Here is a 25,741-nt window from a genome sequence, read left to right on the forward strand (position 1 = left end):
CTCAGACCCTGCGGCCGTCCTCGCCGAAGACATGCGCCCGCTCCACGTCGAAGCCGAGCGGCAGCCTCTCGCCGGCGCGGATGTGGCGCTGGCCGTCGAGCAACAGCGTCGCGCTCTGGCCGTCGGCGGTGCTGGTGTAGACCACCGTCGAGCCGCCGAGATGCTCGACGAGCTGCACCGAGGCTTCACCGAGGCTCGCGCCGTTGTCGCGCGCTTCCACGTGCTCGGGCCTGAGGCCGAAGACGAGCGGCTCGCCCGTCCGCGCCGCGAGCGGCCGCTCCAGGGTGAGCGCGCGCCCGGCCACCTCGATGGTGCGGCGCGAAGGGTCGCTGTCGGCGAGACGGGCCTTCAGGAAGTTCATCTTGGGCGAGCCGATGAATCCGGCGACGAACTGGTTGGCCGGGTTGTTGTAGAGGTCGAGCGGCCGGCCCACCTGCATGATGCGTCCGTCGCGCAGTACCACGATCTTGTCGGCCATGGTCATGGCCTCCACCTGGTCGTGCGTCACGTAGATCATGGTGCTGCCGAGCGTCTGGTGCAGCTTGGCGATCTCGACGCGCATCTGCACCCTGAGTTCGGCGTCGAGGTTGGACAGCGGCTCGTCGAAGAGGAAGATCTTCGGTTCGCGCACGATGGCGCGGCCGATGGCGACGCGCTGGCGCTGGCCGCCGGAGAGCGCCTTGGGCCGGCGCTGCAGGAGATGGCCGATCTGCAGGATGTCGGCCGCCTTCTTCACCCGCGCCTCGATCTCCGCCTTCGGATAGCCCGCCGTCTGCAGGCCGAAGGCGAGGTTCTTGTAGACGTTCATGTGCGGGTAGAGCGCGTAGGACTGGAACACCATGGCGATGCCGCGCTTGGAGGCCGGCACTTCGTTGACGCGCTCCCCGTCGATGCTCAACTCGCCCGCCGAGATGTCCTCGAGCCCGGCGATCATGCGCAGAAGCGTGGACTTGCCGCAGCCGGACGGGCCGACGAAGACCGTGAACTCGCCCGGCTCGATGGCAAGGTCGATGCTGTGGATGACCTCGACGGAACCGAACCTCTTCTCGATCTTCGCGAGATTGATGCTGCTCGCCATGGTTCTCGTCCTCCCGTTCAGGCGGCGGGCCGCCAGCTCAGGTATTTGGGATGCGCCGCATCGAGCGGCAGGGCAACGTCCTCGCCCGTCGCGGCGGAATGGTAGAAGGCCGTCACCAGTTCGAGCGCCCGGCGCGCGTCGAGGCTCGTCACCGGCGGCGGATCGCCGGCGAGAAGCGCCCGGTGGAAGGCCTCCATCTGGCCGTTGAATCGCCGGCCAACAGGCGGGAAGCCGGCCAAGAGCTCCTCGATCTGCCGGCTCACCGCCTCGTTCGCCGGGATGACGCGCCAGGGGCCGTCGCCGGGCGAATAGGGCGCGTGCGTGCTCTCGAAGGTAACGTTCTCGAAGGATAGCCGCAGCCGGCTGATCTCCTCGTGCGAACCGAGGGTGGCGGTCGCGGAGACGAGGGCGCCCGAGGCCATCAGCCAGCTCGAGGAGACGCAGTCCTCCACCTCGATGGTGTTGACCCGCGTCGCCGTGCGGGCGAACAGCCGCTCCACCGGCCCCATGAGGAAGGTCATGAGGTCGTGGATGTGGATGGCGTGAGTCATCAGGACCCCGCCGAGCTCGGTCGCCCAGCGGCCCCGCCAGGGATTGTCGTAATAGTCGGGCCCCCGCTTCCACAGGGTCTCGCAGGTGCCGACATAGGGCTTGCCGGCAAGGCCGCTCTCGATGATGCGGCGGGCCTGCATGGCCCCGTCGCCGTAGCGGTACTGGAAGATCGGCATCAGCCGGCCTTTGGCCTTCGCCTCCGCCGCGATGATCTCGTCGACCTCGGCAAGCGAACCGACAAGCGGCTTCTCGCAGACGACATGCTTGCCTGCGGCGAGTGCCTTCAGAACCATCGGCCGGTGCGTCGCCGGCGGCGTCGAGATGTCGATGATGTCGACGTCGTCCATGGCGAGGAGCTCATCGAAGTCGCGGCAGCGCCGCGGCACCTCGAATTCCTCGGCGACGGACGAAAGGCGCGTTTCGTCGAGGTCGCAGACGGCGAGAACGCGGTATTTGTCGCCATGCGGCTGATAGCCCTCGACGATGTGTGAGCGGCCGATGTTGCAGCCGACGACAGCGACATTGAAACGCCTGGTCATGATTGCGCCTCCGCGAGGGCCTGGGCCTTGAGGGCGATCTCCATCGCGGCGAAACAGCGTGCCTGCGGCATCGCCGTCTCGGTGCGGTAGCGGATGTCGGACACGAGTTGATCCCCGTAGGGCAGGGCTGTCTGCGAGCAATCGATGTAGGTCACGCCCTTGCGGTCGGTGAGGAAGAGGTGATCGGTGCCCGGCCGCCCGGCGATGTCGATATACTTGCGCAGCTCGATCGTGCCGTCCGTTCCGGTGAGGAAGAGACGCCCGTCACCCCAGGTGGGCAGGCCATCGGGCGTGAACCAGTCGACGCGAATGAAGCCGGTGGCGTCCGTCGTGGCGAGATGGATGTCGCCATGGTCCTGCAGGCCCGGCCGGTCGGGATGGGCGCGGTTGGCGACGCTCGCCGACAGCACCTCCGCCGTCTCGGCTCCGGTAAAGAACAGGAATTGCTCGCACTGGTGCGAGGCGATGTCGACGAGGATGCCGCCGTAGCGTCGTCGCTCGAAGAACCAGGCTGGGCGCGTCGCCTCGCGCAGCCGGTGCGGGCCGAAGCCGGTGACGGAGACGACCTTGCCGATGGCCCCGGCGGCGACGAGCTCGCCCGCCTTCACCGTGGCGCGGTTCTCGAAATGCTCGGAATAGAGGATGGAGAGGATGCGCCCGGTCTCGGCCTGCACCGCCTTGACCTCGGCGAGTTCCTTCAGCGTCACCATGCCCGGCTTGTCGAGCATCACGTCCTTGCCGGCGCGCATGGCGGCGATGGCGAGCCCCGCCCGCTCATCGGGGATGGCCGCGGAGACGATGAGGTCGATCGACGGGTCCTCCAGCGCCCGGCGCCGGTCGTCGAGCTGCGGCGCGCCGGGATAGCGCGCGCCGAAGGCCGCCGCAAGGTCGTCTTCCTCGGCGAAGTAGCCGGCAAGCTCGGCCCCGGCTCTCAGAAGGCAGTTCACCTGCCCGTAGATGTGATCGTGGTTGAGGCCGACGGCCGCGAAGCGAACGGGTTTCATGGGACGCGGGGCCTCAGCGTTTCATGCCGGTGGTGGCGATGCCCTCGATGAGCAGTCGCTGGAAGAAGAGGAAGAAGAGGAACACCGGCACGAGCGACAGGTTCGACATCGCGAACAGGGCCGACCAGTCAGACGTGCCGGTCGAGTCGACGAAGGAGCGCAGGCCCAACTGCACCGTGTAGGTGTTGATGTCGTTGAGATAGATGAGCGGACCGAAGAAGTCGTCCCACGTCCAGATGAAGGAGAATATCGCTGCTGTCGCCAGCACGGGCAACGAGAGTGGCAGCATGATGCGGAAATAGATGCGGAAGGGACCGCAGCCGTCCATTACCGCCGCCTCGTCCAATTCACGCGGGATGCCACGGAAGAACTGCACCATCAGGAAGATGAAGAAGGCGTCCGTGGCGAGATATTTCGGCACGATGAGCGGCAGCGGCGTGTTCACCCAGCCGAGCTCGAGGAACAGGATGTACTGCGGGATGAGCACCACGTGATAGGGCAGCATCAGGGTGCCCAGCATCAGCGCGAACCAGAAGTTGCGCCCGCCGAAGCGCAGCCGCGCGAAGGCGAAGGCGGCGAGCGAGCAGCCGAGCACATTGCCGATGGTCGCCAGCACCGAGATGACGAGCGAGTTCCAGAAGAACTGGCCGAAGCTCACCTGCAGCCCCATCCAGCCGCGCAGGTAGCTGCCGAAATCGACGCTCGAGGGAATGAGCGAGGTCGTGCCGAAGAGCTCGTCCTGCGGCCTGACCGAGCCCGAGACCATCCACAGGATGGGATAGAGCATGGCGAAGGAGGCCGCGATGAGCGCCCCGTGAATCAGCAGGGAGCGTGTATACGAGCGCCGGCCGCGTGACGGCGGGGCAGCCGTGACGGTGGCGTCAGTCATCGTAGTGCACCCAGTAGCGCGCGCTGAGGAACGAAAAGGCCGTGAACAGCGCGATGATGACGAGCAGGATCCAGGCGAGCGCCGCGGCATAGCCCATGCGGAAGAAACCGAAAGCCTCCTGGTAGAGATAGAGCGTGTAGAACAGCGTCGAATTGATCGGCCCGCCGGTGCCCTCGCTGATGATGAAGGCCGGGGTGAAGGCCTTGAACGCCTCGATGGTCTGGATCACCGCGTTGAAGAAGACGACCGGCGTCAGGAGCGGCAGCGTGATCTTGAAGAACTGGCGCACCTTACCCGCGCCGTCGATCTCCGCCGCCTCGTACATGTCGGTCGGGATTTGCCGGAGGCCCGCGAGGAAGATGATCATCGGCGAGCCGAATTGCCAGATGGAGAGGACGACGAGCGTATAGAGCGAATAGTCCGGATTGGAGACCCAGCTCGGCCCCTCGATGCCGAAGGCCTTCCACAGCAGCATGTTGACGAGGCCGTCGGAGGCGAAGAGCTGGCGCCACAGCACCGCGATGGCGACCGAGCCGCCGAGCAGCGACGGCAGGTAGAAGATGGCGCGGTAGACGGTGAGCCCGCGGATGCCGCGGTTGAAGGCCATGGCCACGGCGAGCGCGAAGACGAGCTTCAGCGGCACCGACAGAACGACATAGATGAAGGTGACGCGCATCGCGGCGGCGAATTTCGGATCGTCCGTCGCGATGCGCACGTAATTGGCGGCTCCCACCCAGTCCGGCGCCCGCAGGAGGTCGTAGTTGGTGAAGGACAGGTAGAGTGAGACGAGCGCCGGTCCCAGCGTCAGGCCGAAGAAGCCGATGAGCCAGGGCGCAAGGAAGAGATAGCCCGGCGCGTTGCGGGCCAGCATCCGCCTCAGGGTGCCCCGTCGCGGTGCGGCGGCGGGGCGGGTCTCGTCCACCCAGACGGTGGGATGAACCGTCATCACCGGCGCCTCAGCCGCGCTTCAGGATGGTCTGGGCTTCACGCACCAGCTTCTCGCCGCCGGCCTCCGGCGTGGCCCGACCGAAGCCGACCTCCTCGGCGACGCGCTTCAGCGCGAAGGCGAGCTCACCCGCGCCGGGAGGCGGCGGCGGCGGCAGTGCGCCGACACCGGGCGTGATGTCGGCGATGTATTTCACCATCACCGAGTCGAGGTCGTTCAGCTTCGGTGCCAGCCCGTTTCGCATGGATTCGGAGGCCGGCACGCCGCGCTCGACGCCGAGGATCTCGACGCCTGTCGAATTTGCGACAAGGAAATTGGCGAAGGCCACCGCAGCATCCGGGTGGGCCGAACCGCTCGCGACGCTGATGAGCATGGATGGCTTCAGATAATGGCCCGATGGCGAATCTGCGCTCACTTTCGGGTAGGAGCTAACGCCGAGGCGAGACTTGTTGAGCTTCTGATAGCCGATGTACTGGTTGGAATGAGCAAAGGCGGTGGCCGCCTTGCCGGTGGTCAGCGGATTGGTCTCGATGTTGAGTTGGTCCAGCGCCTGCACGTCGGCGGGCACGCAGGCTCCGCTCTTGCGCATATCGGCCCACATCGCGAACCACTTCGCCGCGTCCTCCGGCCCGAACCCGAGCGCTCCGTCCGCGGTGAACAGGGCCTTGCCCTGCTGCCTCAGCCAGTTCTCGAGCGCCGGCTCGACGCCACTCGCATCGGCCGAGGCATAGAAGCCCGGCTTCGTCTTTTTGGCGCTCAGCGCCGCACCCTTCTCCGCGAAGGCCTCCCAGGTCATCCCGGGCTGGGGCGGCTCGATGCCGGCCTTCTCCCACGCCGCCTCGTCGTAGAGGACGATGCTCGAGTTGACCCCGAGATTGACGCCATAAAGTTTGCCGTCGACCCGCCCGGAATCAATATTCATCTGCCCGAAGTCGGCGATGTTCAGGGATTTGTCGAGATAATCGTCGAGCGGCTTCAGCGCCCCGCGCCGCGCGTATTCGAAGATGTAGCGGTAGTCCATCTGGATGAGGTCCGGCGCGTTGCGCCCGGCGACCTGGGTGGCAAGACGCGGCCAGTAGTCGCTCCAGCCGGCGAACTCGCCGGTGATCGAGACGTCGGAGGCGACGCCCTTGTAAGCCTCGATCGCCTTAAAGGTGCGGTCCGCCCGCTCCTGCGAGCCCCACCACAGGAAGCGCAGGCGCGCCGCCTGGGCCCATACCGGACCGCTACCGAACGCCGCGAGCGACAGGGCCGCCGCGCCACCGGAAAGTACACTTCGCCTGCTGAGCGTGATCGACATTCGCGTGTCCTCCCTCAGGACATCCCCGCCGGAAGCGGGACGGGTTACCGGCTTTCTCGCCGATTTATAACCGTTCAGTTACTAACGTGACGGTGGCCGGACGCTTTGTCAAGCGCTGATCGCACCCGGCGCAGAATACCCGCTTCGGCCATTGGAGCATCTTGCGCACGACCACGTCCATCGCCGCCGGGCACTTGCCATTTCTGCCGCTGCCAAGCGTCCGCGCTGGCCAGTGCATGGCCATGCCCAGCGCTTGCCCGCTTTTCGAGTGGCCCTGGCGCCCCTGCACCCGCGAGAAATCGCTCGTCTCGGCGCCGCGCCCGATGTCGCGTCGTGGCAGGAGCGCCCAGTCGCCCCTTGACAGGGAGCGCTTTCGGCTTCCACAAATCACCAACCAGTTACAAAATACCGCTGCGAACCGCTCCCCGGGGAACGCGGCGGATGCAGCCCCGGATGGCGTCTAGCGCCTCCGGCGGAGGAGGAAGCGGCCATGGCTGAGGGTTCCAATCGCACCCGTTACGCACTCGTCGGCGTCGGCAATCGCGGCACCACCATGTGGGGCCGCGAACTGCTCGCCGGTTGGGGCGACTATGTCGAACTCGTCGGCATCTGCGACCTCAATACAATGCGGGCGGAGCGGGCCCGGGCCATGATCGGCACGGCCGCGCCGCTCTATGCGGATTTCCCGCAGATGATGGCCGAGCTGAAGCCGCAGCTCGTTGTCGTCTGCACGCCGGACGACACCCACGACGACATCATCGTCGAGGCGCTCGAGGCGGGTGCCGACGTCATCAGCGAGAAGCCGCTGACGACGACGGCCGAGAAGATCGAGCGCATCCGCGCGGCGGAGCAGCGCACCGGCCGGCGGGTTGACGTGTCCTTCAACTACCGCTTTGCGCCCACCGCCGCCCGCATCAAGGAGCTGATCGATGCCGGCGCCATCGGTGAGGTCGTCTCGGTCGACTTCCACTGGTATCTCGACAATCAGCACGGAGCCGACTACTTCCGCCGCTGGCACGCCTTCCGCGCCCGCTCGGGCAGCCTCTTCGTGCACAAGGCGACGCACCATTTCGACCTGCTGAACTGGTACCTCGATTCCGACCCCGTCGAGGTGAAGGCCCACGGCGAGCTGCTGCATTACGGCCGCAAGGGGCCGTTCCGCGGCGAGCGCTGCCGGACCTGCCCGCACAAGGCAAGGTGCGACTATTATCTCGACCTCTCGGCCGATCCCTTCCTCGACACGCTCTACGAGGAGCCCTCCGCGGTCGACGGCTATTTCCGCGACGCCTGCGTCTATCGCGAGGAGATCGATATTCCCGACACGATGACGGCGACGATCCGCTACGCCAGCGGCGTGCAGGTGTCATATTCGCTCAACACCTACATGCCGGTGGAAGGCCACCACATCGCCTTTAACGGCCACCGTGGCCGCATCGAGCTGCGGCAATACGAGAAGCAGCCGTGGGAAGCGCCGGCGGTCGACGAGATCCTGCTGATCCGCAGCTTCGGCGGCGGCGTCGAGCGCATCCGCGTGCCGCACGAGCCGGGCGGCCACTACGGCGGCGACAATCGCATGCGCGACATGATCTTCAGGCCCGGCGCGCAGGACAGGCTGCGCCAGCGCGCCGGATCCCGAGCTGGCGCGATGTCGGTGCTGTGCGGCATCGCCGCGCTCGAGAGCGCGACGAAGGGCGGCGCCTGCGCCGTGCCGGCCCTGCCCGCCTGAGGTCAACTGCGACGGCCGGCCGCCTGGCGCAGATAGGCCATGTTGGCCGCGACCTCGGCCGGCGGTAGGCTCTGGGCCAGCACCTGCTCGGCCTCGCCCATCTTGCCTTGCAACGCTAGCACCAGCGCCAGGTTCTGCTTCACGCGCCCATCCGCCTGCGGATGTGCGGCCGCCTGCCGCAGCACGCGCTCGGCCTCGGCGGGCTGCTTCGCGAGGGCATAGGATAGGCCAAGGTTTGACAAGACGCTTGGCTCACCCGGCACGATCTTGAGAGCCGTGAGATAGTAGCGCTGGGCCGCCACATGGTCGCCGAGCTGGTCGGCCACCGTGCCCTGCGCCGACAGAACGCGCCAGTCGGGCTTGTCGGGCGTATGGGCGCGAGCGAGCACGCCCTCCGCCTCCTTGAAACGCCCGACGTCGATGAGCGCCTTGCCGTAGGCGGCCAGCACGTCGTGGTCCGTGGGACTGTGCAGCGCCGCCTGCTGCAGCACCGCAACGGCCTGCGAACGCTGGTCGAGCGCGCGCAGCGCCTGCGCATAATTGAGCGCAGCCTGCCTGTCCGTCGGTCGCGCCTCGTAGCGCTTGCCCCACTCCTGCGCGGCGGCACGCCACTCGGCCTCGCCGCGCGCCGTCGGCGCTTGCGGCTCGGCCGCACGCGAGCCGATGAGACCGATCGAGCCGGTGACGTCGTCGCGCGACAGGCAGCCGGCGAGCGACAGGGCGAGAGTCGCCACCGCCCCAGCACGCCAGACGCCCATGAACATCCGGCGCAGCGCAGCCGGCCTGCACGATTGAGCCGCCATGATCGCCCCCATACTGACATCGCATCAATGCGCCCGATGCAATTGATAGATCGTTAACCCTAACGAGGCGTTAACCGGAGCGGCGGAGCGATGAACCGCGCCTCGCGTCGTCTCTCCGCTGCCCAGCGGCCCAAGAGACCGGCAGTGTCAATGCCTATTGTGCAGGCATCCCTGCCCATTCTTCGGGCTTCCAGATTCCAATATACGAGAAGATAATTCTCATATGATGGAAAAGCAGCTGACCGACGACGATATCGCCAGGGCGCTCGGCCGCAGGCTGAAGGGGCTGCGCCGCAAGGCGGGGCTGACGCTCGAAGCGCTCGCGGAGCAGGCAGGCATCAGCCGTGCCATGATCTCCCGCATCGAGCGCGGGGAATCGAGCCCCACCGCCGTGCTGCTGGGCCGGCTGTGCGCCGGGCTCGGCGTGAGCCTCGCTTCACTCTTCGCCCGCGAGACGCCGGTGGCGAGTCCTTTGCAGCGCGCCGGGGATCAGCCCGTCTGGCAGGATCCTGAAACCGGCTACGTGCGGCGCGCCGTCTCGCCATCCGGCACCGGCTCGCCGGTCGAGATCGTCGACGTGACCCTGCCGCCTGGCGCGCGGGTCGCCTTCGACCACCCCTGGCTGTCGCGTGGCATCGACCAGCATGTCTGGGTGCTCGACGGCACGCTGGAGAAGACGATCGGTGACGAAGTCTTCCTGCTCCACGCGGGCGACTGCCTGCACATGCGGCTCGACCGCCCCAACGTCTACAACAACCCGGGCACGCGGCCGGTACGCTACGCCGTCGTGCTCGCCCCGATCGATGAGCGCAAGGGCTGAGACGCCATGAACGAAGTCGCCACCGTCACTGACGGGTCGCCCACGGGACCCGTCGCCATCCGCCCGCTGACGGCCGGCGAGGCGACTGCCCGGCTCGGCGAGCTCGCCGCCGTGCTCGTCGATGCCGTGGTGCACGGCGCCTCGGTCAACTTCCTCGCCGGCCTGACGGCGCAGGAGGCTGCCGCCTTCTGGCGCAGCCAGTTGCCGGGCATCAGTGACGGCAGCCGCGTGCTCTTCGTCGCGGAGGAGGGTGGCCGCATCGTCGGCACCGTCATCCTCACCTATGCTCATCAGCCCAATGCGCCGCACCGAGCGGAGATCGGCAAGATGCTGGTGCTCGCGCGCCACCGCCGCCGCGGCATCGGCAGGAGCCTGCTGAGCGCGGCGGAAGAGGCGGCCCGCACCGCCAGGCGCACGCTCCTCCTCCTCGACACGCAGACGGGCAGTGCCGGCGAAGCCCTCTACCGCGCCTGCGGCTGGCAGGCGTTCGGGGTGGTGCCGGACCATGCGCTGGCGACCGACGGCGTGCCCGCAGCCACCACTTTCTTCTACAAGAAGCTCTGACGCATGCCGACCATCCGTCACGCACGCGAGGCGGACGTTCCCGCCATCCTCGCCCTGCACAACCACCACATCCTCAACAGCCTCGCCATCTGGCGCCACGAGCCGGCCGATCTCGACGAACGGCTCGGCTGGTTCCGGGAGCGCACGCACAAGGGCTTTCCTGTCCTTGTCGCGGAGCTGCCTCCGGCCAGCGACACGGCGCAGGTCGCCGGCTTCGCCACCTACGGCCCGTTCCGCAGCGGGGCAGGCTATGATCTTACGGTCGAGAGCTCCATCTACGTGGGCGAGGCCTTCCAGCGCCGCGGCGTGGCAACCGCGCTGATGGAGGCACTCATTGCGGAAGCGAGGCGCGACGGACGCGCGGTGATGGTGGCCGCCATCGGCCTGCCGAACGATCCCTCGCGAGCCCTCCACACCCGCTTCGGCTTCCGCGAGGTCGGCCGCCTCGAAGGCATCGGCCGCAAGTTCGGCCGCGCGCTCGACCTGCTCATGATGCAGAAGGATCTGTGATCCGGTGCCCCGCGGCGGCGCAGATGGAATGCCGCCCGGAGGGCTCTCCCTCCCTTGCCGGGGCGCGTCGGCCCCGCCCGCAGGCCCCACCGCCCTCGCGGCGGCGCTACGCCCGTGCTATCGACGACGGGTTCATAGAGGAGGACCCGTGACCGTGCACGCGCTCGTCGCCGCCATCGACACCCCTTCCATCGCCATTCACCTCGTGCAGCCGGAGAGCTGGCCGGGCGTGCGCGACAGCCTGCCGGCGAGTGCCCGCGCCTTCGCCGAGGCGCACGGTTTCGCGCCGAAGCCGGGACGCTATCTCGCGCTGCCCGATGCCGAGGGCGCCATCGCCGCCGTGCTGTTCGGTATTGATCCCGCGGACAGCCGCCGGGCGGATCCCTTCCTGGCCGGCAAGCTGCCCGGCCTCTTGCCCGAGGGCACCTATCACTTCGCCACGCTGCCGCCCGGCACGGCCGAGACGGCCACCCTCGCCTTTCTCCTCGGCGCCTATCGCTTCGACCGCTACCGGGACAAGAAGGATGGCGGCTGCCGTATCGTCCTGCCCGAAGGTGTCGACGGCGACGAACTGGCGCGGATCGCCGAAGCGGTGACGCTCGGGCGCGACCTCGTCAACACACCCACCAACGACCTTGGCCCGGACGGCATCGAGGAGGCGATCCGGGCGCTCGGCACGCGCTTCGGCGCCGAGGTGCGAACGATCGTCGGCGACGAACTCCTGAAGCAGAACCTGCCGATGATCCATGCGGTCGGCCGCGCCTCGGCGGTGCCGCCGCGTCTCGTCGACCTCACCTGGGGCGCCGCCGATGCGCCCAAGATCACCCTCGTCGGCAAGGGGGTCGCCTTCGACACCGGCGGGCTCGACATCAAGCCCTCCAGCGCCATGCTGCTGATGAAGAAGGACATGGGCGGCGCCGCAGCCGCCATCGCGCTCGCTCAGATGATCATGGACGCACGCCTGCCCGTGCGTCTGCGCCTCATCGTCCCGGCGGTCGAGAACGCCATTTCCGGCGCCGCCTTCCGCCCCGGCGACATCCTTCGGAGCCGCAAGGGCATCACGGTCGAGATCGGCAATACCGACGCCGAGGGCCGGCTCATCCTCGCCGATGCGCTCGCCCTCGCCGACGAGGAGGCGCCTGAGCTCATCGTCGATTTCGCCACGCTGACCGGCGCCGCGCGCGTCGCCCTCGGCCCGGACCTGCCGCCGCTCTTCACCCGCGACGAGGGCCTCGCCGGCGACCTGCAGCGCCTCGGCCTCGCCGTCAACGACCCGCTGTGGCGCCTGCCCTTGTGGGGCGCCTACGATTCCATGCTGGAATCGAAGGTCGCGCAGGTAAACAACGTCTCGAGCGGTGGATTCGCAGGCGCCATCACCGCCGCCCTCTTCCTCCAGCGCTTCGTCGAGAAGGCGACGGCCTACGCCCATCTCGACATCTATGCCTGGAACCCCTCGACGAAGCCCGGGCGGCCGGAGGGCGGCGAGGTCCAGGGCGCGCGGGCGCTCTACGCCTATCTCCGGGAGCGCTACGGCTCGCTCGGCTGACCTTCGCCGGCCTGCGCATGGCGCCGCAGGCCCTCGACGACACGCTCGGCCGCGCGTGACAGGGGACGGTCGATCAGCGTGATGATGCCGACCGCCCCAAGATCGAGCGACAGCTCCACCGGCAGAACAGCGAGAAAGCCACGCTCGATCCAGGGCGCCACCGTGTTGCGCGGCAGCACGGCAAGGAAGTCGCCCGCCAGCAGCAGGTTGATGGTGATGTCGACAGAATCGGTCTCGATCGCCTTCGCCGGCGAGGGTAGGCCCGCCCGCCGCAACATGTCCTCGAAACGTGCGTGCAGCACACTGCCGGGCGGGTGCACCACCCAGGGCGCGCCCATCAGATAGCGCAGGTCAAGGTCGCGCAACGCAAGGTCCGCCGCCCGCATGGCGATGGGGTGATCGGCCCGGCAGACCACCACCTGCCGCTCGTCGACGAGGAATTCGAACGACAGGTCGTGCCGCTCGCTCGTCACGGGGATGCGCCCGACGACGAGGTCGAGCCGCCGCTCGCGCAGCGCCGCGAGCAATGTGCCGCTCGTGCCGAGAACGAGCGACAGGGCGATCGGGTCGCTCGCGCGGTGCAGCGACACGGCCGTGGCGCTGATGAGGCCCGGCACCGCACCGACGATGGAGCCGAGGCGCACGCGCCCGCCGCGACCGCTGGCGATGGCCGCCAGTTCCTCGCCCGCTGCCGACAATTCGGCGACGATGTTGCCCGCCCGGCGCAGCAGCGCGTCGCCAGCCGCGGTCGGCCTGAGGCCACGCGGCAGGCGCTCGAAGAGGCTGCTGCCTAACGCCTCTTCCACTTGGGCGAGCAACTTGGACGCCGCAGGCTGGCTGATGTGCACCGCCTCCGCCGCGCGGTGCAGGTTGCCGTACTCGCCGATCGCGACAAGCAGTTGCAACTGGCGCAGCTTGAGCCGCCGCACGGCCGCCTCCAGCGCTGGTAACGCAGCAACCGTCACCCGCTCCCCTGTCGCCATATCGATATCCATTTTTATATCGATTGATCGAAGAAAGCGATTAGGCGGTTATCGATCTTTCGTCTAGAGCCATTCTCAAGAGCTGCGCCGCCAACTGGCAGAGCCGGCCGGATGTATCGGAGGAATGTGCGAGGATGGATCGATGACCGACACCAAGCCGACCGTCGCCTTTCTCGGCCTCGGCCTTATGGGCGCGCGCCAAGCGCGCCGCCTGATCGAGGCCGGCTGGCCGCTGGTCCTGTGGAACCGCTCACGCGAGAGGGCCGAGGCGCTCGCCCCGCTCGGCGCGCGTGTCGCCGGCAGTGCCGCCGCGGCGGCGGCGGAGGCCGAGATCGTCATCACCATGCTGGAGAACGGCCCCATCGTCGAGGACGTCGTCTTCGCCCAGGGCGTCGCCGGCGCCATGCGGCCCGGTGCCGTCCTCATCGACATGAGCTCGATCAAGCCGGCCGAAGCACAGGACCATGCAGCGCGTCTCGCCGAAAAGGGCATCGCCTATCTCGATGCGCCTGTGTCCGGCGGCACGGTGGGCGCCGAAGAGGGCACGCTCGCCATCATGGTGGGCGGCGACGAAACGGTCTTCGACCGCATCGCGCGCGTCTTCGCACCCATGGGCCGGGCGACGCGCGTTGGCCCCCATGGTGCCGGCCAGCTCGCCAAGCTCGCCAACCAGATCATCGTCGGCGTCACCATCGGCGCCGTGGCCGAGGCGCTGATGCTCGCCGCGCGCGGCGGCGCCGATCCGGCCAAGGTGCGCGAGGCCCTGCGCGGCGGCTTCGCGGAGAGCCGCGTGCTCGACCTGCATGGGGCCCGCATGGTGGAGCGCGACTTCACCACCAAGGGCCGCTCCGTCACGCATCTCAAGGACCTCGACAACGCCCTCGATGCCGCCGAGCGCCTCGGCTTGGCGGCAACGCCCTTCACGGCTGCGACAGCCGACCTCTTCCGCGGCCTCCTCGCCAATGCCGGCGACCTCGACCACTCGGGGCTCCTCGTCGAGCTCGAGCGCCGCAACCCCGCCAACTGATCGACGCCGGGAAAAGGACCCTTACCCCATGAGCAACGGCACAAAGAAGAAGCTCCGCAGCCAGGAGTGGTTCGGCAAGCAGGACAAGCACGGCTTCCTCTACCGCTCGTGGATGAAGAACCGCGGCTTCCCGCAGGACCAGTTCGACGGTCGCCCGGTCATCGGCATCTGCAACACCTGGTCCGAGCTCACCCCCTGCAACTCGCACTTCAAGACCATCGCCGAGCACGTGCGCTGGGGCATTCTGGAGGCCGGCGGCTTCCCGCTCGAATTCCCGGTGATGTCGCTGGGCGAGACGCTGCTACGCCCCACCGCCATGCTCTACCGCAACCTCGCCTCGATGGACGTGGAGGAATCGATCCGCGCCAACCCGCTCGACGGCGTCGTGCTGCTCATGGGCTGCGACAAGACCACGCCCGCGCTCCTCATGGGCGCGGCGAGCGTCGACCTGCCCACCATCGGCATCTCCGGCGGCCCCATGCTGCGTGGCATCTACCGCGGCAAGCACATCGGCTCGGGCACCAACACCTGGTCGATGAGCGAGGACGTGCGCGCCGGCAAGATGACGCTCGAGGAGTTCCACGAGGCCGAGGCCTGCATGCACCGCTCGCACGGTCACTGCATGACCATGGGCACGGCCTCGACCATGGCCTGCATGGTGGAGGCGCTCGGCGTCGGCATGCCGGGCAACGCCGCCATCCCCGCCGTCGACGCGCGCCGCAATCACCTCGCGCGCGAGGCCGGCCGGCGCATCGTCGAGATGGTCAACCAGGATGTGGTCCTGTCGAAGATCCTGACGCGCGAAGCGTTCGAGAATGCCATCCGCGCCAATGCCGGCATCGGCGGCTCGACCAATGCCGTCATCCATCTCATCGCCATGGCGCGCCGCATCGGCGTCGAGCTCGACCTCGACGACTGGGATGAGCTCGGCCGCGACGTGCACTGCCTTGTCGACCTGATGCCGTCGGGCCGCTTCCTGATGGAGGACTTCTACGAGGCCGGCGGCCTGCCGGCGGTGCTGCGCGAGCTCGGCGAGCGCGGCCTCCTCAACAAGGATGCGCTCACCGTCAACGGCCGCACCATCTGGGAGAACAACGAGAACGCGCCGTGCTGGAACCGCGAGGTGATCCACAGCTTCGATGCGCCGTTCAAGCCGGACGCGGGCATCGCCGTGCTGCGCGGCAACCTCGCCCCCGATGGCGCCATCATCAAGCCTTCGGCGGCTTCGCCGCATCTCATGAAGCACACCGGCCGGGCCGTCGTCTTCGAAGACATCGAGGACTTCCACGCCCGCATCGACGACGAGAACCTCGACATCGACGAGACCTGTGTCATGGTGCTCAAGAATTGCGGGCCCAAGGGCTATCCCGGCATGGCCGAGGTCGGCAACATGCCGCTGCCGCCCAAAATCCTCAAGAAGGGCATCACCGACATTATCCGCATCTCCGACGCGCGCATGTCGGGCACGGCCTATGGCACGGTGGTGCTGCACACGGCGCCCGAGGCCGCCGCCGGCGGGCCCCTCGCCCTTGTTCGCAGCGGCGACATGATCACGCTCGACGTCGCCGCGCGCAGCCTCACCCTGCACGTCTCCGACGAGGAGCTCGCCAGCCGCCGCGCCGCCTGGCAGCCGCCGGCGCCGCACACCGACCGCGGCTACGTCAAGCTCTATGTCGACCACGTGCTGCAGGCCAACGACGGTGCCGACCTCGACTTCCTCGTCGGCAAGAGCGGCTCGGCCGTGCCGCGCGACAACCACTGATGACGGGAGGAATGCCGATGTCCCTTCGCCTCGTTCAGTTCTTCGATGAAGCCGGCATGCGGCGCGTCGGCGTGCCGTCCGACGACGGCCGCCGCCTTGCCGTGCTCAACGATACGCAGAGCGTCTATGCGCTGGCGCTCGACGCGGTGGCGGCGAACACGCCACTCGTCGACCTCGTGCGCAGACGGCTCGGCGACAAGAGCGTCGACTACGACGCCGTCATCGCCGACCGCCGCCTGCTGCCGCCCATCGACCATCCGGACGAGACCCGCTGTCATGTCACCGGCACGGGCCTCACCCATCTCGGCAGCGCCGACACGCGCGACAAGATGCACAAGGCGACGGTCGAGGCCGACGAGGCGGCACTGACGGATTCCATGAAGATGTTCCGTTGGGGGATGGAGGGCGGGCGCCCGGCCGCGGGCAGCGTCGGTGTACAGCCCGAATGGTTCTATAAGGGCAACGGCCGCTTCATCGTACCCCCGGGTGCCCCGCTCGTCTCTCCGGCTTTCGCCGAGGACGCAGGCGAGGAGCCGGAGCTCGCCGGCCTCTACGTCATCGCCCCGGACGGCACGCCCGTGCGCGTTGGCTTCGCGCTCGGCAACGAGTTCTCCGACCACGTCACGGAGCGCAAGAACTACCTCTTCCTCGCCCATTCCAAGCTGCGCCAGAGCAGCTTCGGCCCCGAGGTGCTCATCGGCCCGCCGCCCGTCGACATCCGCGGCACGAGCCGCATCCGCCGCGACGGCGCGGTGCTGTGGGAGAAGCCCTTCGTCACGGGCGAGGCCAACATGTCGCACAGCTTCGCCAACCTCGAGCATCACCACTTCAAGTATGCCGAGCACCGTGTCCCCGGCGACGTGCACGTTCACTACTTCGGCACGGCGACCCTGAGCTTCGCCGACGGCGTGCGCACGCAGGAGGGCGACATCTTCGAGATCGAGGCTGAAGGCTTCGGCCGCCCGCTGCGCAACCCGCTCGTGGTCGCCCGTGAGCCGAAGGGCCTCGTTGCCGTCCGCGAGGCCTGAGAGCGCGTTTGCCGATCGGACCCCGTCCGCACCACGTGCACAGGCTGCCTTCAAGTCGACTGCTCCGCCCGCGCCTGCCGGCGGGGCAGTCCGCTAGCAATCGACACGACGTCTGATGTGCGGCGCTGCCACGCGCCGCCTGTGTCGATTGTGGGAGGGGCTGCATGGTTCACGGGCCTGGATCACCGGCGACGGCCGCATTCCTCGCGATCTGGCTTGGCGGCTGCATGACGGCCGGCCCCGGCACGCAGGCGGCCGCGACCATCGCGGCTGAGACATCGCAGGCCGGACGCCTCATCTTCCTCGCCGAGGATATCGCCCGACGTGGCGAGACGCAGACCGCGCTCGCGCTCTACGATCGCGCAGGCGAGATCGCCGGCGACGATGCCGCGCTCCACACCCGCCTCGGCGACGCCTATTTGGGGCTTGGCGAGAACGAACGTGCCGAGCGCGCCTATTCCACCGCCCTCAGGCTGAAGCCGGCGGATGCCGCGGTCCTGCTCGGCCTCGGCTCGGCCAAGTTGCGCAAGGGTGAGACGGCGCAGGCCCTGGCGCTCATCGCCAAGGCGGCGCCCCAGGTCGGCAGCGCCGCCGCCTACAACCGCCTCGGCGTCGCCCACACGCTCGCCGGCGGTTTCGCCGAGGCCGAGGCGGCCTATCGCAAGGCCCTCGCGCTCGATGGCCAGGACCTTGATATCAAGACCAATCTCGCCCTCGTCGCCGCCCTCGCCCGCCGGGACGTCGAAGCACAGGCGCTCATCGCCGAGGTCGTCGCCCAGCCGACGGCGGAGGAGCGGCACATCCGCGCCCGGGTGCTCGTGCTCGGCCTGACCGGCAAGGCCGCCGAGGCCCGGAAGACGGCCCATGGCGACCTCGGCCAGGGCGACGTCGACAAGCTGCTGTCCCAGGCGAGGACAATCGCGACCTCGGGCGATGCCAGGGCCAAGGGCGCGGCCCTCGGCACCGTGATGATCTGAGACGTGAGGGACGGTCCGTCACTTGTCGGCCGACACGCTCTTGCCGGGGTCGCGCTCACCGCCCGTCAAGTATTGCTGTGCTGCGCGGAAGGTCGGCAGGCCGGGCGCGCGGCCCATGCGGCGGCCGTAGACGAGATCGCGCTGGCGTTCCGACATGTGCATCAGGTTGTAGGCATTGGCGCAGCCCGGCGGCAGGAAGGGCCCTAGGTCGCTTGTCTCCGTCGGGTCCGGAATCATGCACGCCTCCGGGACGAGGCCGCTGACCGGCACGGTCACTGCGGAGCGCCCGGCGCGTCCGGCCGCATTGCCGTAATGCGGCGAATAGTCGGGCGGCGTCCGCGCGCAGCCGGAAACCGCCAGGACTGCGGCAAGGCCGCCTGCCAACGCGGCGGCAGCGCGGTGTCGCGCAATCATCGTCATGGTCCCTTCTCCGCGTTACTTGAAGATGAGGCCGGAGGATGGCCCCTTGACCACCCGCGCAGCGGCCTGCTGGCCAAGCGCCCGTCGTGGCCTGTCGAGTGGCGTCGCCAGGCGCTTGTCGCCCACCGGGGACACGATGTAGGGCGTGATGAGGATGACGAGTTCGCTCTCGTCCCGGCGAAAGCTTTGCGAGCGGAAGAGCGCCCCTAGCACCGGCAGATCGCCGATCATCGGGATCTTCTCCAGCGACTGGGCGAGGTTGCGCTGGAAGAGGCCGGCGATGGCGAAGGTCTGGCCGCTCGCCACCTCCACCGTCGTTTCCGCCCGGCGCACGGAAAGGGCGGGAATCTCGAGCCCGCGCAACTGGACGGCACCGGCCGCGGACAGCGTGCTGACCTCCGGCCGCACGCGCAGCGCGATGCGGTCCTCCTGCAGAAGGATCGGCGTGAAGGCCAGGGAAACGCCGAACGGCTTGTAGCTGATGGAGAGCGCCTGGTTCTGGCCCGGCACCGGGATGGGAATCTCCCCGCCTGCGAGGAAGGTCGCCTCCTGCCCCGTCACGGCCGTCAGGTTGGGCTCGGCCAGCACGGTCATGATGCCGTTGCGCTGCAGGGCCTGCACCAGCACGTCGACATTGACGGAACCGACGCCGCCACTCCCGCCGCCCCCCTTGTTGACCGTGCCGAGCGAGAAGAAGCCGGCGCGGAAGGCGAGGTTCCAGTCGATGCCGAGCACCGTGAGATCGTTGCGCGAGATCTCGGCGAAGCGGACGCGGATGTTGACCTGCTGGGATCCGGCGACGGTCGTCCTGTTGTAGGGCGTCTGCCCGTCCGGCGAATAGGCGTTGGCCACCTCGCCGACATCGATCGCCTCGGCCACGGAGCCCGTGTTCCCGCGCGCGACGAGGCGCTTGCCGAACAGCGAGACGTCGACGTTCGACTGCGGCTGAAGCGCGCCGACGGCCTCGTTCGGCGGCGTACTGTCGACGACGACGCGCAGCCTCACCTCGGCCTGCAGCTCGTTGTTGGCCGACAGGGCGATGAGATTGGTGACACCCGGTTTCTTGCCGAAGACGTAGACCGCATTGGGCGTGACGACCTTGAGGTCGGCGATGTCCGGATCGGCCACGAAGACCGAAGCGGCTGGCCTGTCAAGTTGCAGCATCCGTCCCTGGCTGACGGAGAGGTCGAGAGTTCGCGACGGGGCGGCCTGCAGCCCCCGTGCACCGATCGCGATCGCGAGAAAGACGCCGGAAACGATGACGAGGCGCAGCACCACGTATGTCATCGTCTGCCGGTCTATGCGCGCCGGGCCGACGCAAAGCCGGTCCTTGCGCTGCCACCTTCTGTTCAGAAACATGGCGATCCCCTGCTGAAGTCGCAGCCGAAGGGCTGCTGCCAGCCCGATTGTGCCAGCCGGGCATGCATCACCGATCGGCGGCGGACCCGCTCGGCGTTCGCCCCGGTGTGCCTGTTACCTGCTGACAGGAAGCGGGAGCATCGGACCCGGCCGGCATGCGCCGGTCGGCGGCTGAGCCCTCGCGCCGGGACTGGCCCGACAACCGTGCGCAATTGGCATACAGATGCGGGCACGGGTCATGGCGGCACCCGGCGGGCAGCTTGCAGATGCTGTCACCGCGCCGGTCGTCCACAATAAACCCAGTCATCCACAGGCGGGGCCGCGGAATCATCGGTCATAGCGCGCCGGCGCGGACGAGCATCATGGCGACGGGGCGGAAGAGGTTTTCCCGCAGCGGCTCGCCGAGGCCATGGGTGGCGAGGCCCGCGACGACATCGGCTTCGGCATCGGCCTCGATGCGCAGGCCGCGCTGCTGCGCCTCCTCGAGGGCCTGGGCGACCCGCGCGCCCTGGGCCTTGAAGACGACGGACGGGATCCCCTCCTCCGGCGTGTATCTGAGGCCGATGAGATGCTTGCCGTCGGTGACCACCAGCGACGTGGCGGCGAGGCCGAGCCGCACCGGCATGCGCGCCTGCTCCTGCCGCAGACGCCGCCGCTCGGCCTGCATGTGCGGATCGCCCTCCTGGTTCTTGCGCTCCTGCTTCATCTCCGTCTTGGTCATGCGCATCTCGTGCAGGAAAAGGCGGCGCTGCAGGAGGATGTCGGCGATGCCGACGGCGGCGAACACACCCACCGCGACATAGGCCGTCGCCTTCAGCATCGCGACGAGCATCGGGCCGAAACAGGCAAGGCCGCAGGCCGGTATCTCCATCAGCGGCGAGAGCCACAGCCGGACGACGGAGACGAAGGCGGCCGCAAGCACAATCACCTTGACGAGGCTCTTGCCGATCTCGATCCATGCCCGCATTCCGAAGATGCGCTTCAGCGCACTGGCGGGACTGAAGGTCTCGGGCTTCGGCTTGATCGCTTCCATGGCAAAGAGCGGCCCGCCCGTCGCGGCCATGCCCGCCGCCAGGGCCAGAATGAGGGAGACTGCCAGCACCGGCAGCACCAGCGCGATCCAGGCGGCTCCTGCCTCGATAAGCGCCGGCAAGAGGTCGGTCGGCGCGGTCGTGGCCCGTACCATGGCATCCGTCAGCGCCAGCAGCCGCTCGCCCCAGCCGTGCCAGAGCCAACCCACGAGCAGCACGATTCCCGCCACGATGGCAGCCGATACGATATCGCCGGCCTTTGCCACCTGGCCCTTCTTGCGTGCATCCTGAAGCTTCTTGTCGGAGGCGGGGAGTTCCTTTTCTTCGGAAGAATCGGCCATTGCGTGGCACCCTTGTTTCACAAGCCGTCGCTTGACGGCAAAGCCCGGCGATGCGCGACGTGGCACCGCAGGGGCGAGCCCGCCGGCCGCACCGATCGATCAATACACCGTTCCGAATTCATTATTCACGAATACAGTCAATGTATTTATTGATATGAACACATCCGATGTTATGCTATACACGCTCGGCTGAGCGCATTGAATGATATATAGCTCTCACTCAACGCCGAGACGTAATCTGTTCACGACGATATATATTACAATTGAAAGGATTTACTGATGACCATAAGCGCCCCTCCTATGACAACCCAGAGCGCGTCGTCGAGTGCTTCGGAACTGGAGCAGTTCAGCACGCAGATGCGGCAGCTCCAGAAGGACCAGATGGCCTTCCAGCTCAAGGAAGCGCAGCGCACGATGATCGACAAGCAGATCCAGACAGTGATCGATAACAACAAGGACCGCGCGAACGCCGCCATCCAGGGCGCCCGCGTTCAGTAAGACCGGACGGCCTGCCTGTCTGCAGCACTTATACGGTGTCGACTTCATGCCGGCACCGCGCCATTGCGATACGCCCTTTTCATTCACGTCGACGGTCTCTCGAGAACGGCCATGCAGCTTCGAACCGCCACATCCAGCGGCCGGGCGAATGTCATCGGCGCCGGGCGGGCCGTCGCCACCCGCCTCGCGGCGGACGCCGGCAACCCGCAGGAGATGGCCGACCAGCCTCCGGCCGGCCCCGCCGTGGCCGTCGTGAACGGCTGCCATGCCGGCGCCTCGTTCCAGCTTCTGGACAAGGTCTACCGCATCGGCTCCACGGCGGAGGCGGACATCGTCCTTGCCGACCCGGGCATTGTGCCGGACCATGCCACCATCCGCATCGGCCGCGGCTCGATGAAGGTCGAGGCCCGCGGCGGCGACATCGATATCGCCGGCCATGGCCTCCTGCCCGGCGGCTACGGTCGCGTCGTCCGCCTGCCCGCCGAGATCAGTCTCGGCGGCGCGACGCTGCGCATCACCGACAGCCGCATGCCACCTCTTTCGCATGCCGTGCAGTTCGCCCGCCGCGCCGCCAGCAACCCGCTCCATCTGGCGGGCATGGTCCTCGCCCTGGTCCTCGCAGCCGCCCTGCCGCCCGTTTTGATGGACAGGGGCCGCAGCCCCGGCGGCGAGCCCGCGGGACGGACTGACGGCGTCGCGCCGCCGATGCGCTCGACGCCGGCGGAGGCCGCGGAGCAGCTGAGGTCCCGCCTCGCCGCCGCCGATCTCGCCGGTCTGCAGGTCGCGGTCGACGGTAACCGCGTCGTCGTCGCCGGCATGGTGCCGGAGAAGAAGATGCCGGCCTGGACCGAGACGCGGAGCTGGTTCGACGCCACCTATGCTCCGAATCCGCTCCTGGTGTCCCAGGTGACGACGTCGGATTCCTTCCCCATTCAGGGCCTGCGCCTGCGTGCGGTCTGGTTCGGCGACACGCCCTATGTTGTGACGGGCGACGGGCGCAAGCACCACGAGGGCGCTGTCGTCGAAGGCGGCTGGCGCATCGAGCGCATCGATCGCGAGGCGATCACCTTCGCTCGGGAGGGCAATGTCGTGAGGCTCACCTACTGAAGCGTCGTGCCCGTCGGAGCGGAGGAAGGAACGACGATGACCACGAGCAACATCGACCAGGTGCGGCACACCGTCCAGCCCGTTGCGAGGCCGGCGCCCGCGCCGCCGGCGAACCGCGACGTTGCATCCTCCCCTGGCCGCGACGCACGGTCCCAGGTGAAGGGCGAGGTCCGATCACATCCCCTCGCCCCGGTCAGCCGTCGCCAATCCTCGACGCGAAGCAGGGCTGGCGTCAGCACGCCGCTGCCGAACACCGCCGAGGGGCTGGTCGAAAGCTATGTGCGCCCGCCGCCGGAGGACATGTCCCTGGTCGCCGGGCCGGCCTGCCTCGGGCTGCTCGACGCCATCGTAGCGGAGATCGTGCCCTCGCTCGAGGGCCTTCCCGGCGACACCGCCGCCATCCTCGCGGCCGAGCGCGACCAGCGGCGCGATCTTCTCACCCGTCTCTACGCTATAGGGGGCGCCGTCTGAACGAGAAGCGGCATGAAGCGGCGCGCCTCCTGCGCGCCCTCGGACATTTCTACAGCCGCTACGGCCAGCATGACCGAGCGCTAGAGCTGCTAAGGCTCGCCGAGCATCTCCTGCCCGACGACGTGGGCGTGCAGCGCAGCCTCGCACAGGCACTGCTCCTCGCCGGCCGGCCCGAAGGCGCGCTAGCGGCAATCGAGCGTCTCAAGCATCTGGAGCCGGCCGTGCCGCCGGCCCTCAGGCTCCTCGAAAGCCGGGCGCTCTGGATGCTCGGGCAAGCGGGCCGAGCGCGCCGCGCCTTCATGGATTACGTCGAGCAACGCGGACCGCCCTGATGCCGGCAAGCTTCCTCAAGAAGATCCTCCTGGCCGCTTCCCAGCGGGGCGACATCGCCTTCGCGTTGCTCGTGGTGGTCGCGGTGATGATGATGATCATCCCGCTACCCACGGCGCTCGTCGATGTGCTCATCGCCTGCAACATCGCCGCGAGCACGCTCATCCTGCTCGTCGCCTTCTACATCAAACGGGCGACCGACCTGTCCTCGCTGCCGACCATCGTGCTGATGGCGGTGCTGTTCCGCATCGCGCTCGCCATCACGACCACCCGGCTCATCCTGCTGCAGGGCGACGCCGGCGAGACGGTGGAGGCCTTCGGCACCTTCGTCATCGGCGGCAATGTGGCCGTCGGCCTCATCGTCTTCCTCATCATCACCGTGGCCCAGTTCGTCGTCATCACTAAGGGCGCCGAGCGTGTCGCCGAGGTCGGCGCGCGCTTCACCCTCGACGCCATGCCCGGCAAGCAGATGAACATCGACAACGACCTGCGCAGCGGCGCCATCGACCAGCCGGAGGCACAGCGGCGGCGCAGCCTGCTGGAGCGCGAGAGCCAGTTCTACGGCGCCATGGACGGATCGATGAAATTCGTCAAGGGCGATGCCATCGCCGGCCTCGTGGTCATCATCATCAACCTGCTCGGCGGCCTGACCATCGGCGTCCTCCAGCGCGGCATGAGCCTCGGCGAGGCGGCGCTGCGGTACTCGCTGCTGACTGTCGGCGACGGCCTCATCGCGCAGATCCCCGCCCTTCTCGTGTCGATGGCCGCCGGCACGGTGGTTACGCGCGTCAGCGGCGACGGGGATCAGGATGTCGGCTCGGCCATCTTCGGCCAGCTCTCGCGCGACCCGCGCGCCTTCGGGCTCGTTGCCGCGGTGCTCGCCGCCCTTGCCCTTCTCCCCGGATTCCCGACTCTTGTCTTCCTCGTGTTGGCCGCCGCTTTCGCCGGGGGCACATGGCTCATGCTGCGTGGCACCGCGCACACGGCCGCGGCCGCCGATGGCCTCAAGGCGACCACCAGAGCGCTCGAGCCGCGCCTCGTCCTGCGGCTCGGGCCGGATCTTGCCGCCGCGATCCCGCCGGCTCCCCTTACGATCGAGATCGACCGCATCCGCGCGACGCTCTTGACACGGATCGGGCTGCGCGTGCCGAACCTCGTCGTGCGCTTCGACGCCGCCCTGCCGGTCGATGCCTTCAGTCTCGACCTCGACGGCACGCCGGAGGAAAGAGGGACCCTGCCGGCGGGGCACCTCGCCGTCACGGCCGGCGCGATGGACCTCGACCTCGCCGGCCTGCCCTTCGAGGAGGAGGGCGCGACGCAGCATCATGCCGAGACCCTTTGGGTGCCCGAGGCGCATCGGGCGGCCCTGGAGGCCGCCGGCTTCACGGCCCGCGAGCGCGGAGAGGTTCTCCTGCACCGGGTGGAGGAGACGCTCCGAAACACCGCCATGCACTTCCTCGGGCTGCAGGAGACGCGCAACCTCCTGGCGCAGATCGAGGGCGAGTACGGCGAGCTCGTTGGCGAGGTGCAGAAGCTCATTCCACTACAAACGCTGGCCGAGCTGCTGCGCGGCCTCGTCGCCGAGCAGGTGCCGATCCGCAACCTACGCCTCATCCTCGAGGCCATCGTGGAATGGGCGCAGTATCACCGCGAGATCATCACGCTCGAGGGCTTCGTGCGCAGCACGCTGCGGCGTCAGATCTGCTTCCGCTGGGCGGACGAGAACCGCGTCATCGCCGCCTATGTGCTGGAGCGCGAGATCGAGGAGCTCGTGCGAGTGGTGCTGCAGCAGAGCTTCGGCAGCACCGGCGCGCGCGATTCGCTTGCGCTCCTCGCCGCGCGGATCCGCGAACACCTGCACAATCCCGTGCCCGCCCCCACGCCGGTCGTCCTCGCCCAGCGCGACATTCGCCTCGGTTTGCGCCAGATACTGTTGCAGGAAGGCTTGCGGCTGCCGGTGCTCGCCTATGACGAGATCGCGCCCGATTATTTCGTCCAGACGGTCGCCACCGTCACCGTCACGCCCGACGGTCTCCTCGTCCTGCAGGCCGCCGCGCAGGAAGCGGCACGGGAGTCACCACAGGAGGCCGGGATCGAGGCCGCCGGTGCCTGAGGAACCGGATCGGCCAG

At 68.3% G+C, this 25,741-nt stretch carries 25 protein-coding genes; 14 read left to right on the plus strand and 11 right to left on the minus strand.

The annotated features are described in order from the left end of the window. Position 1 precedes the first annotated feature (1 nt). The 6 genes from BOQ54_RS16385 to BOQ54_RS16410 form a co-directional block, all read right to left on the minus strand. Entirely contained in the window at positions 2 to 1,078 is a 1,077-nt protein-coding gene (locus BOQ54_RS16385) for an ABC transporter ATP-binding protein (RefSeq protein WP_071924300.1), read from the minus strand. Positions 1,079 to 1,095: 17 nt separating this feature from the next. Continuing rightward, positions 1,096 to 2,169 (minus strand): Gfo/Idh/MocA family protein, encoded by a 1,074-nt coding sequence (locus tag BOQ54_RS16390; protein WP_071924301.1) that lies wholly within the window; start codon positions 2,167 to 2,169, stop codon positions 1,096 to 1,098. Next, a complete protein-coding gene (locus BOQ54_RS16395; protein WP_071924302.1) occupies positions 2,166 to 3,173 on the minus strand; it encodes a Gfo/Idh/MocA family protein in 1,008 nt (335 codons plus the stop codon). The genes BOQ54_RS16390 and BOQ54_RS16395 overlap by 4 nt, the downstream gene beginning before the upstream one ends. A gap of 13 nt (positions 3,174 to 3,186) precedes the next feature. Next, positions 3,187 to 4,062, minus strand: a complete 876-nt coding sequence (locus BOQ54_RS16400) for a carbohydrate ABC transporter permease (RefSeq protein ID WP_063189787.1) — start codon at positions 4,060 to 4,062, stop codon at positions 3,187 to 3,189. Further along, positions 4,055 to 4,933 carry a carbohydrate ABC transporter permease gene (locus BOQ54_RS16405; RefSeq protein ID WP_245280584.1) on the minus strand — a complete coding sequence of 293 codons (879 nt, stop codon included), beginning with the start codon at positions 4,931 to 4,933 and terminating at the stop codon, positions 4,055 to 4,057. Before BOQ54_RS16405 ends, BOQ54_RS16400 begins: the two co-directional genes overlap by 8 nt. An 85-nt stretch (positions 4,934 to 5,018) precedes the next feature. Then, complete coding sequence (locus tag BOQ54_RS16410; protein WP_055460142.1) at positions 5,019 to 6,308, minus strand: ABC transporter substrate-binding protein; 1,290 nt, start codon at positions 6,306 to 6,308, stop codon at positions 5,019 to 5,021. A 490-nt stretch (positions 6,309 to 6,798) separates the two neighbouring features. Here BOQ54_RS16410 and BOQ54_RS16415 point away from each other — a divergent pair, with 490 nt between their 5' ends. Then, a complete protein-coding gene (locus tag BOQ54_RS16415) occupies positions 6,799 to 8,034 on the plus strand; it encodes a Gfo/Idh/MocA family protein (RefSeq protein WP_071924303.1) in 1,236 nt (411 codons plus the stop codon). Between the two features lie 2 nt (positions 8,035 to 8,036). On the opposite strand, the gene BOQ54_RS16420 is transcribed toward BOQ54_RS16415, so the two are convergent. Further along, positions 8,037 to 8,837: a tetratricopeptide repeat protein gene (locus BOQ54_RS16420; RefSeq protein ID WP_245282660.1), complete on the minus strand. Its 801-nt coding sequence runs from the start codon at positions 8,835 to 8,837 to the stop codon at positions 8,037 to 8,039. 223 nt (positions 8,838 to 9,060) lie between these two features. Between BOQ54_RS16420 and BOQ54_RS16425 the strand changes: the two genes are divergently transcribed. The 4 genes from BOQ54_RS16425 (at position 9,061) to BOQ54_RS16440 (ending at position 12,277) form a co-directional block, all read left to right on the plus strand. Further along, entirely contained in the window at positions 9,061 to 9,657 is a 597-nt protein-coding gene (locus BOQ54_RS16425) for a helix-turn-helix domain-containing protein (protein WP_071924304.1), read from the plus strand. A gap of 6 nt (positions 9,658 to 9,663) precedes the next feature. Further along, positions 9,664 to 10,221 (plus strand): GNAT family N-acetyltransferase, encoded by a 558-nt coding sequence (locus BOQ54_RS16430; RefSeq protein WP_063189779.1) that lies wholly within the window; start codon positions 9,664 to 9,666, stop codon positions 10,219 to 10,221. Between the two features lie 3 nt (positions 10,222 to 10,224). Beyond that, positions 10,225 to 10,731 carry a GNAT family N-acetyltransferase gene (locus tag BOQ54_RS16435; RefSeq protein WP_071924305.1) on the plus strand — a complete coding sequence of 169 codons (507 nt, stop codon included), beginning with the start codon at positions 10,225 to 10,227 and terminating at the stop codon, positions 10,729 to 10,731. A 154-nt stretch (positions 10,732 to 10,885) separates the two neighbouring features. After that, complete coding sequence (locus tag BOQ54_RS16440; RefSeq protein WP_432431530.1) at positions 10,886 to 12,277, plus strand: leucyl aminopeptidase family protein; 1,392 nt, start codon at positions 10,886 to 10,888, stop codon at positions 12,275 to 12,277. Here the strand turns inward: BOQ54_RS16440 and BOQ54_RS16445 are convergent. Next, positions 12,259 to 13,272 carry a LysR substrate-binding domain-containing protein gene (locus BOQ54_RS16445; RefSeq protein WP_083586009.1) on the minus strand — a complete coding sequence of 338 codons (1,014 nt, stop codon included), beginning with the start codon at positions 13,270 to 13,272 and terminating at the stop codon, positions 12,259 to 12,261. The genes BOQ54_RS16440 and BOQ54_RS16445 overlap by 19 nt on opposite strands. A 130-nt stretch (positions 13,273 to 13,402) precedes the next feature. Between BOQ54_RS16445 and BOQ54_RS16450 the strand changes: the two genes are divergently transcribed. From BOQ54_RS16450 to BOQ54_RS16465, 4 genes are all read left to right on the plus strand, one after another. Continuing rightward, complete coding sequence (locus tag BOQ54_RS16450) at positions 13,403 to 14,287, plus strand: NAD(P)-dependent oxidoreductase (protein ID WP_071924306.1); 885 nt, start codon at positions 13,403 to 13,405, stop codon at positions 14,285 to 14,287. Between the two features lie 28 nt (positions 14,288 to 14,315). Further along, positions 14,316 to 16,049, plus strand: coding sequence for an IlvD/Edd family dehydratase (locus BOQ54_RS16455; protein ID WP_071924307.1), 1,734 nt, complete (start codon positions 14,316 to 14,318; stop codon positions 16,047 to 16,049). 17 nt (positions 16,050 to 16,066) lie between these two features. After that, entirely contained in the window at positions 16,067 to 17,077 is a 1,011-nt protein-coding gene (gene araD1, locus BOQ54_RS16460; RefSeq protein ID WP_083586010.1) for an AraD1 family protein, read from the plus strand. Between the two features lie 164 nt (positions 17,078 to 17,241). Next, entirely contained in the window at positions 17,242 to 18,054 is an 813-nt protein-coding gene (locus BOQ54_RS16465) for a tetratricopeptide repeat protein (RefSeq protein WP_055460132.1), read from the plus strand. An 18-nt stretch (positions 18,055 to 18,072) separates the two neighbouring features. Here BOQ54_RS16465 and BOQ54_RS16470 read toward each other — a convergent pair whose 3' ends face one another. The 3 genes from BOQ54_RS16470 to BOQ54_RS16480 form a co-directional block, all read right to left on the minus strand. Continuing rightward, on the minus strand, positions 18,073 to 18,474 hold the full coding sequence (locus BOQ54_RS16470; RefSeq protein WP_245316250.1) for a hypothetical protein: 402 nt from the start codon (positions 18,472 to 18,474) through the stop codon (positions 18,073 to 18,075). Positions 18,475 to 18,489: 15 nt separating this feature from the next. Next, entirely contained in the window at positions 18,490 to 19,833 is a 1,344-nt protein-coding gene (locus BOQ54_RS16475) for a type II and III secretion system protein family protein (RefSeq protein ID WP_145979790.1), read from the minus strand. 334 nt (positions 19,834 to 20,167) lie between these two features. Then, positions 20,168 to 21,205 carry an EscU/YscU/HrcU family type III secretion system export apparatus switch protein gene (locus BOQ54_RS16480; protein ID WP_055460130.1) on the minus strand — a complete coding sequence of 346 codons (1,038 nt, stop codon included), beginning with the start codon at positions 21,203 to 21,205 and terminating at the stop codon, positions 20,168 to 20,170. A 279-nt stretch (positions 21,206 to 21,484) separates the two neighbouring features. Between BOQ54_RS16480 and BOQ54_RS16485 the strand changes: the two genes are divergently transcribed. The 5 genes from BOQ54_RS16485 (at position 21,485) to sctV (ending at position 25,724) form a co-directional block, all read left to right on the plus strand. After that, on the plus strand, positions 21,485 to 21,703 hold the full coding sequence (locus tag BOQ54_RS16485) for a hypothetical protein (RefSeq protein ID WP_019403585.1): 219 nt from the start codon (positions 21,485 to 21,487) through the stop codon (positions 21,701 to 21,703). Between the two features lie 111 nt (positions 21,704 to 21,814). Next, the gene (locus tag BOQ54_RS16490; RefSeq protein WP_055460128.1) at positions 21,815 to 22,810 is read left to right on the plus strand and encodes a SctD/MshK family protein; all 996 of its coding nucleotides are present in this window, start codon (positions 21,815 to 21,817) and stop codon (positions 22,808 to 22,810) included. Positions 22,811 to 22,846: 36 nt separating this feature from the next. Beyond that, complete coding sequence (locus BOQ54_RS20305) at positions 22,847 to 23,281, plus strand: hypothetical protein (protein ID WP_071924309.1); 435 nt, start codon at positions 22,847 to 22,849, stop codon at positions 23,279 to 23,281. Between the two features lie 128 nt (positions 23,282 to 23,409). Beyond that, positions 23,410 to 23,613 (plus strand): hypothetical protein, encoded by a 204-nt coding sequence (locus tag BOQ54_RS20310; RefSeq protein WP_245280573.1) that lies wholly within the window; start codon positions 23,410 to 23,412, stop codon positions 23,611 to 23,613. Continuing rightward, a complete protein-coding gene (sctV, locus tag BOQ54_RS16505) occupies positions 23,613 to 25,724 on the plus strand; it encodes a type III secretion system export apparatus subunit SctV (RefSeq protein ID WP_055460125.1) in 2,112 nt (703 codons plus the stop codon). Before BOQ54_RS20310 ends, sctV begins: the two co-directional genes overlap by 1 nt. The last annotated feature ends 17 nt before the right edge of the window (positions 25,725 to 25,741 follow it).

Origin of the sequence: Chelatococcus daeguensis, assembly GCF_001887265.1 — a bacterium.
Taxonomy (GTDB): Bacteria; Pseudomonadota; Alphaproteobacteria; order Rhizobiales; family Beijerinckiaceae; genus Chelatococcus_A; species Chelatococcus_A sambhunathii.

Coding starts and splice junctions, on each gene's coding strand:
- BOQ54_RS16390 (WP_071924301.1), bottom strand. CDS start 2,169: ATGACCAGGCGTTTCAATGTCGCTGTCGTCGGCTGCAACATCGGCCGC.
- BOQ54_RS16490 (WP_055460128.1), top strand. CDS start 21,815: ATGCAGCTTCGAACCGCCACATCCAGCGGCCGGGCGAATGTCATCGGC.
- BOQ54_RS16425 (WP_071924304.1), top strand. CDS start 9,061: ATGATGGAAAAGCAGCTGACCGACGACGATATCGCCAGGGCGCTCGGC.
- BOQ54_RS16420 (WP_245282660.1), bottom strand. CDS start 8,837: ATGGCGGCTCAATCGTGCAGGCCGGCTGCGCTGCGCCGGATGTTCATG.
- araD1 (WP_083586010.1), top strand. CDS start 16,067: ATGTCCCTTCGCCTCGTTCAGTTCTTCGATGAAGCCGGCATGCGGCGC.
- BOQ54_RS16455 (WP_071924307.1), top strand. CDS start 14,316: ATGAGCAACGGCACAAAGAAGAAGCTCCGCAGCCAGGAGTGGTTCGGC.
- BOQ54_RS16430 (WP_063189779.1), top strand. CDS start 9,664: ATGAACGAAGTCGCCACCGTCACTGACGGGTCGCCCACGGGACCCGTC.
- BOQ54_RS16435 (WP_071924305.1), top strand. CDS start 10,225: ATGCCGACCATCCGTCACGCACGCGAGGCGGACGTTCCCGCCATCCTC.
- BOQ54_RS16450 (WP_071924306.1), top strand. CDS start 13,403: ATGACCGACACCAAGCCGACCGTCGCCTTTCTCGGCCTCGGCCTTATG.
- BOQ54_RS16405 (WP_245280584.1), bottom strand. CDS start 4,933: ATGCTGGCCCGCAACGCGCCGGGCTATCTCTTCCTTGCGCCCTGGCTC.
- sctV (WP_055460125.1), top strand. CDS start 23,613: ATGCCGGCAAGCTTCCTCAAGAAGATCCTCCTGGCCGCTTCCCAGCGG.
- BOQ54_RS16410 (WP_055460142.1), bottom strand. CDS start 6,308: ATGTCGATCACGCTCAGCAGGCGAAGTGTACTTTCCGGTGGCGCGGCG.
- BOQ54_RS16470 (WP_245316250.1), bottom strand. CDS start 18,474: ATGACGATGATTGCGCGACACCGCGCTGCCGCCGCGTTGGCAGGCGGC.
- BOQ54_RS16480 (WP_055460130.1), bottom strand. CDS start 21,205: ATGGCCGATTCTTCCGAAGAAAAGGAACTCCCCGCCTCCGACAAGAAG.
- BOQ54_RS16465 (WP_055460132.1), top strand. CDS start 17,242: ATGGTTCACGGGCCTGGATCACCGGCGACGGCCGCATTCCTCGCGATC.
- BOQ54_RS16395 (WP_071924302.1), bottom strand. CDS start 3,173: ATGAAACCCGTTCGCTTCGCGGCCGTCGGCCTCAACCACGATCACATC.
- BOQ54_RS16445 (WP_083586009.1), bottom strand. CDS start 13,272: ATGGATATCGATATGGCGACAGGGGAGCGGGTGACGGTTGCTGCGTTA.
- BOQ54_RS16475 (WP_145979790.1), bottom strand. CDS start 19,833: ATGTTTCTGAACAGAAGGTGGCAGCGCAAGGACCGGCTTTGCGTCGGC.
- BOQ54_RS16400 (WP_063189787.1), bottom strand. CDS start 4,062: ATGACTGACGCCACCGTCACGGCTGCCCCGCCGTCACGCGGCCGGCGC.
- BOQ54_RS16485 (WP_019403585.1), top strand. CDS start 21,485: ATGACCATAAGCGCCCCTCCTATGACAACCCAGAGCGCGTCGTCGAGT.
- BOQ54_RS16385 (WP_071924300.1), bottom strand. CDS start 1,078: ATGGCGAGCAGCATCAATCTCGCGAAGATCGAGAAGAGGTTCGGTTCC.
- BOQ54_RS16415 (WP_071924303.1), top strand. CDS start 6,799: ATGGCTGAGGGTTCCAATCGCACCCGTTACGCACTCGTCGGCGTCGGC.
- BOQ54_RS20305 (WP_071924309.1), top strand. CDS start 22,847: ATGACCACGAGCAACATCGACCAGGTGCGGCACACCGTCCAGCCCGTT.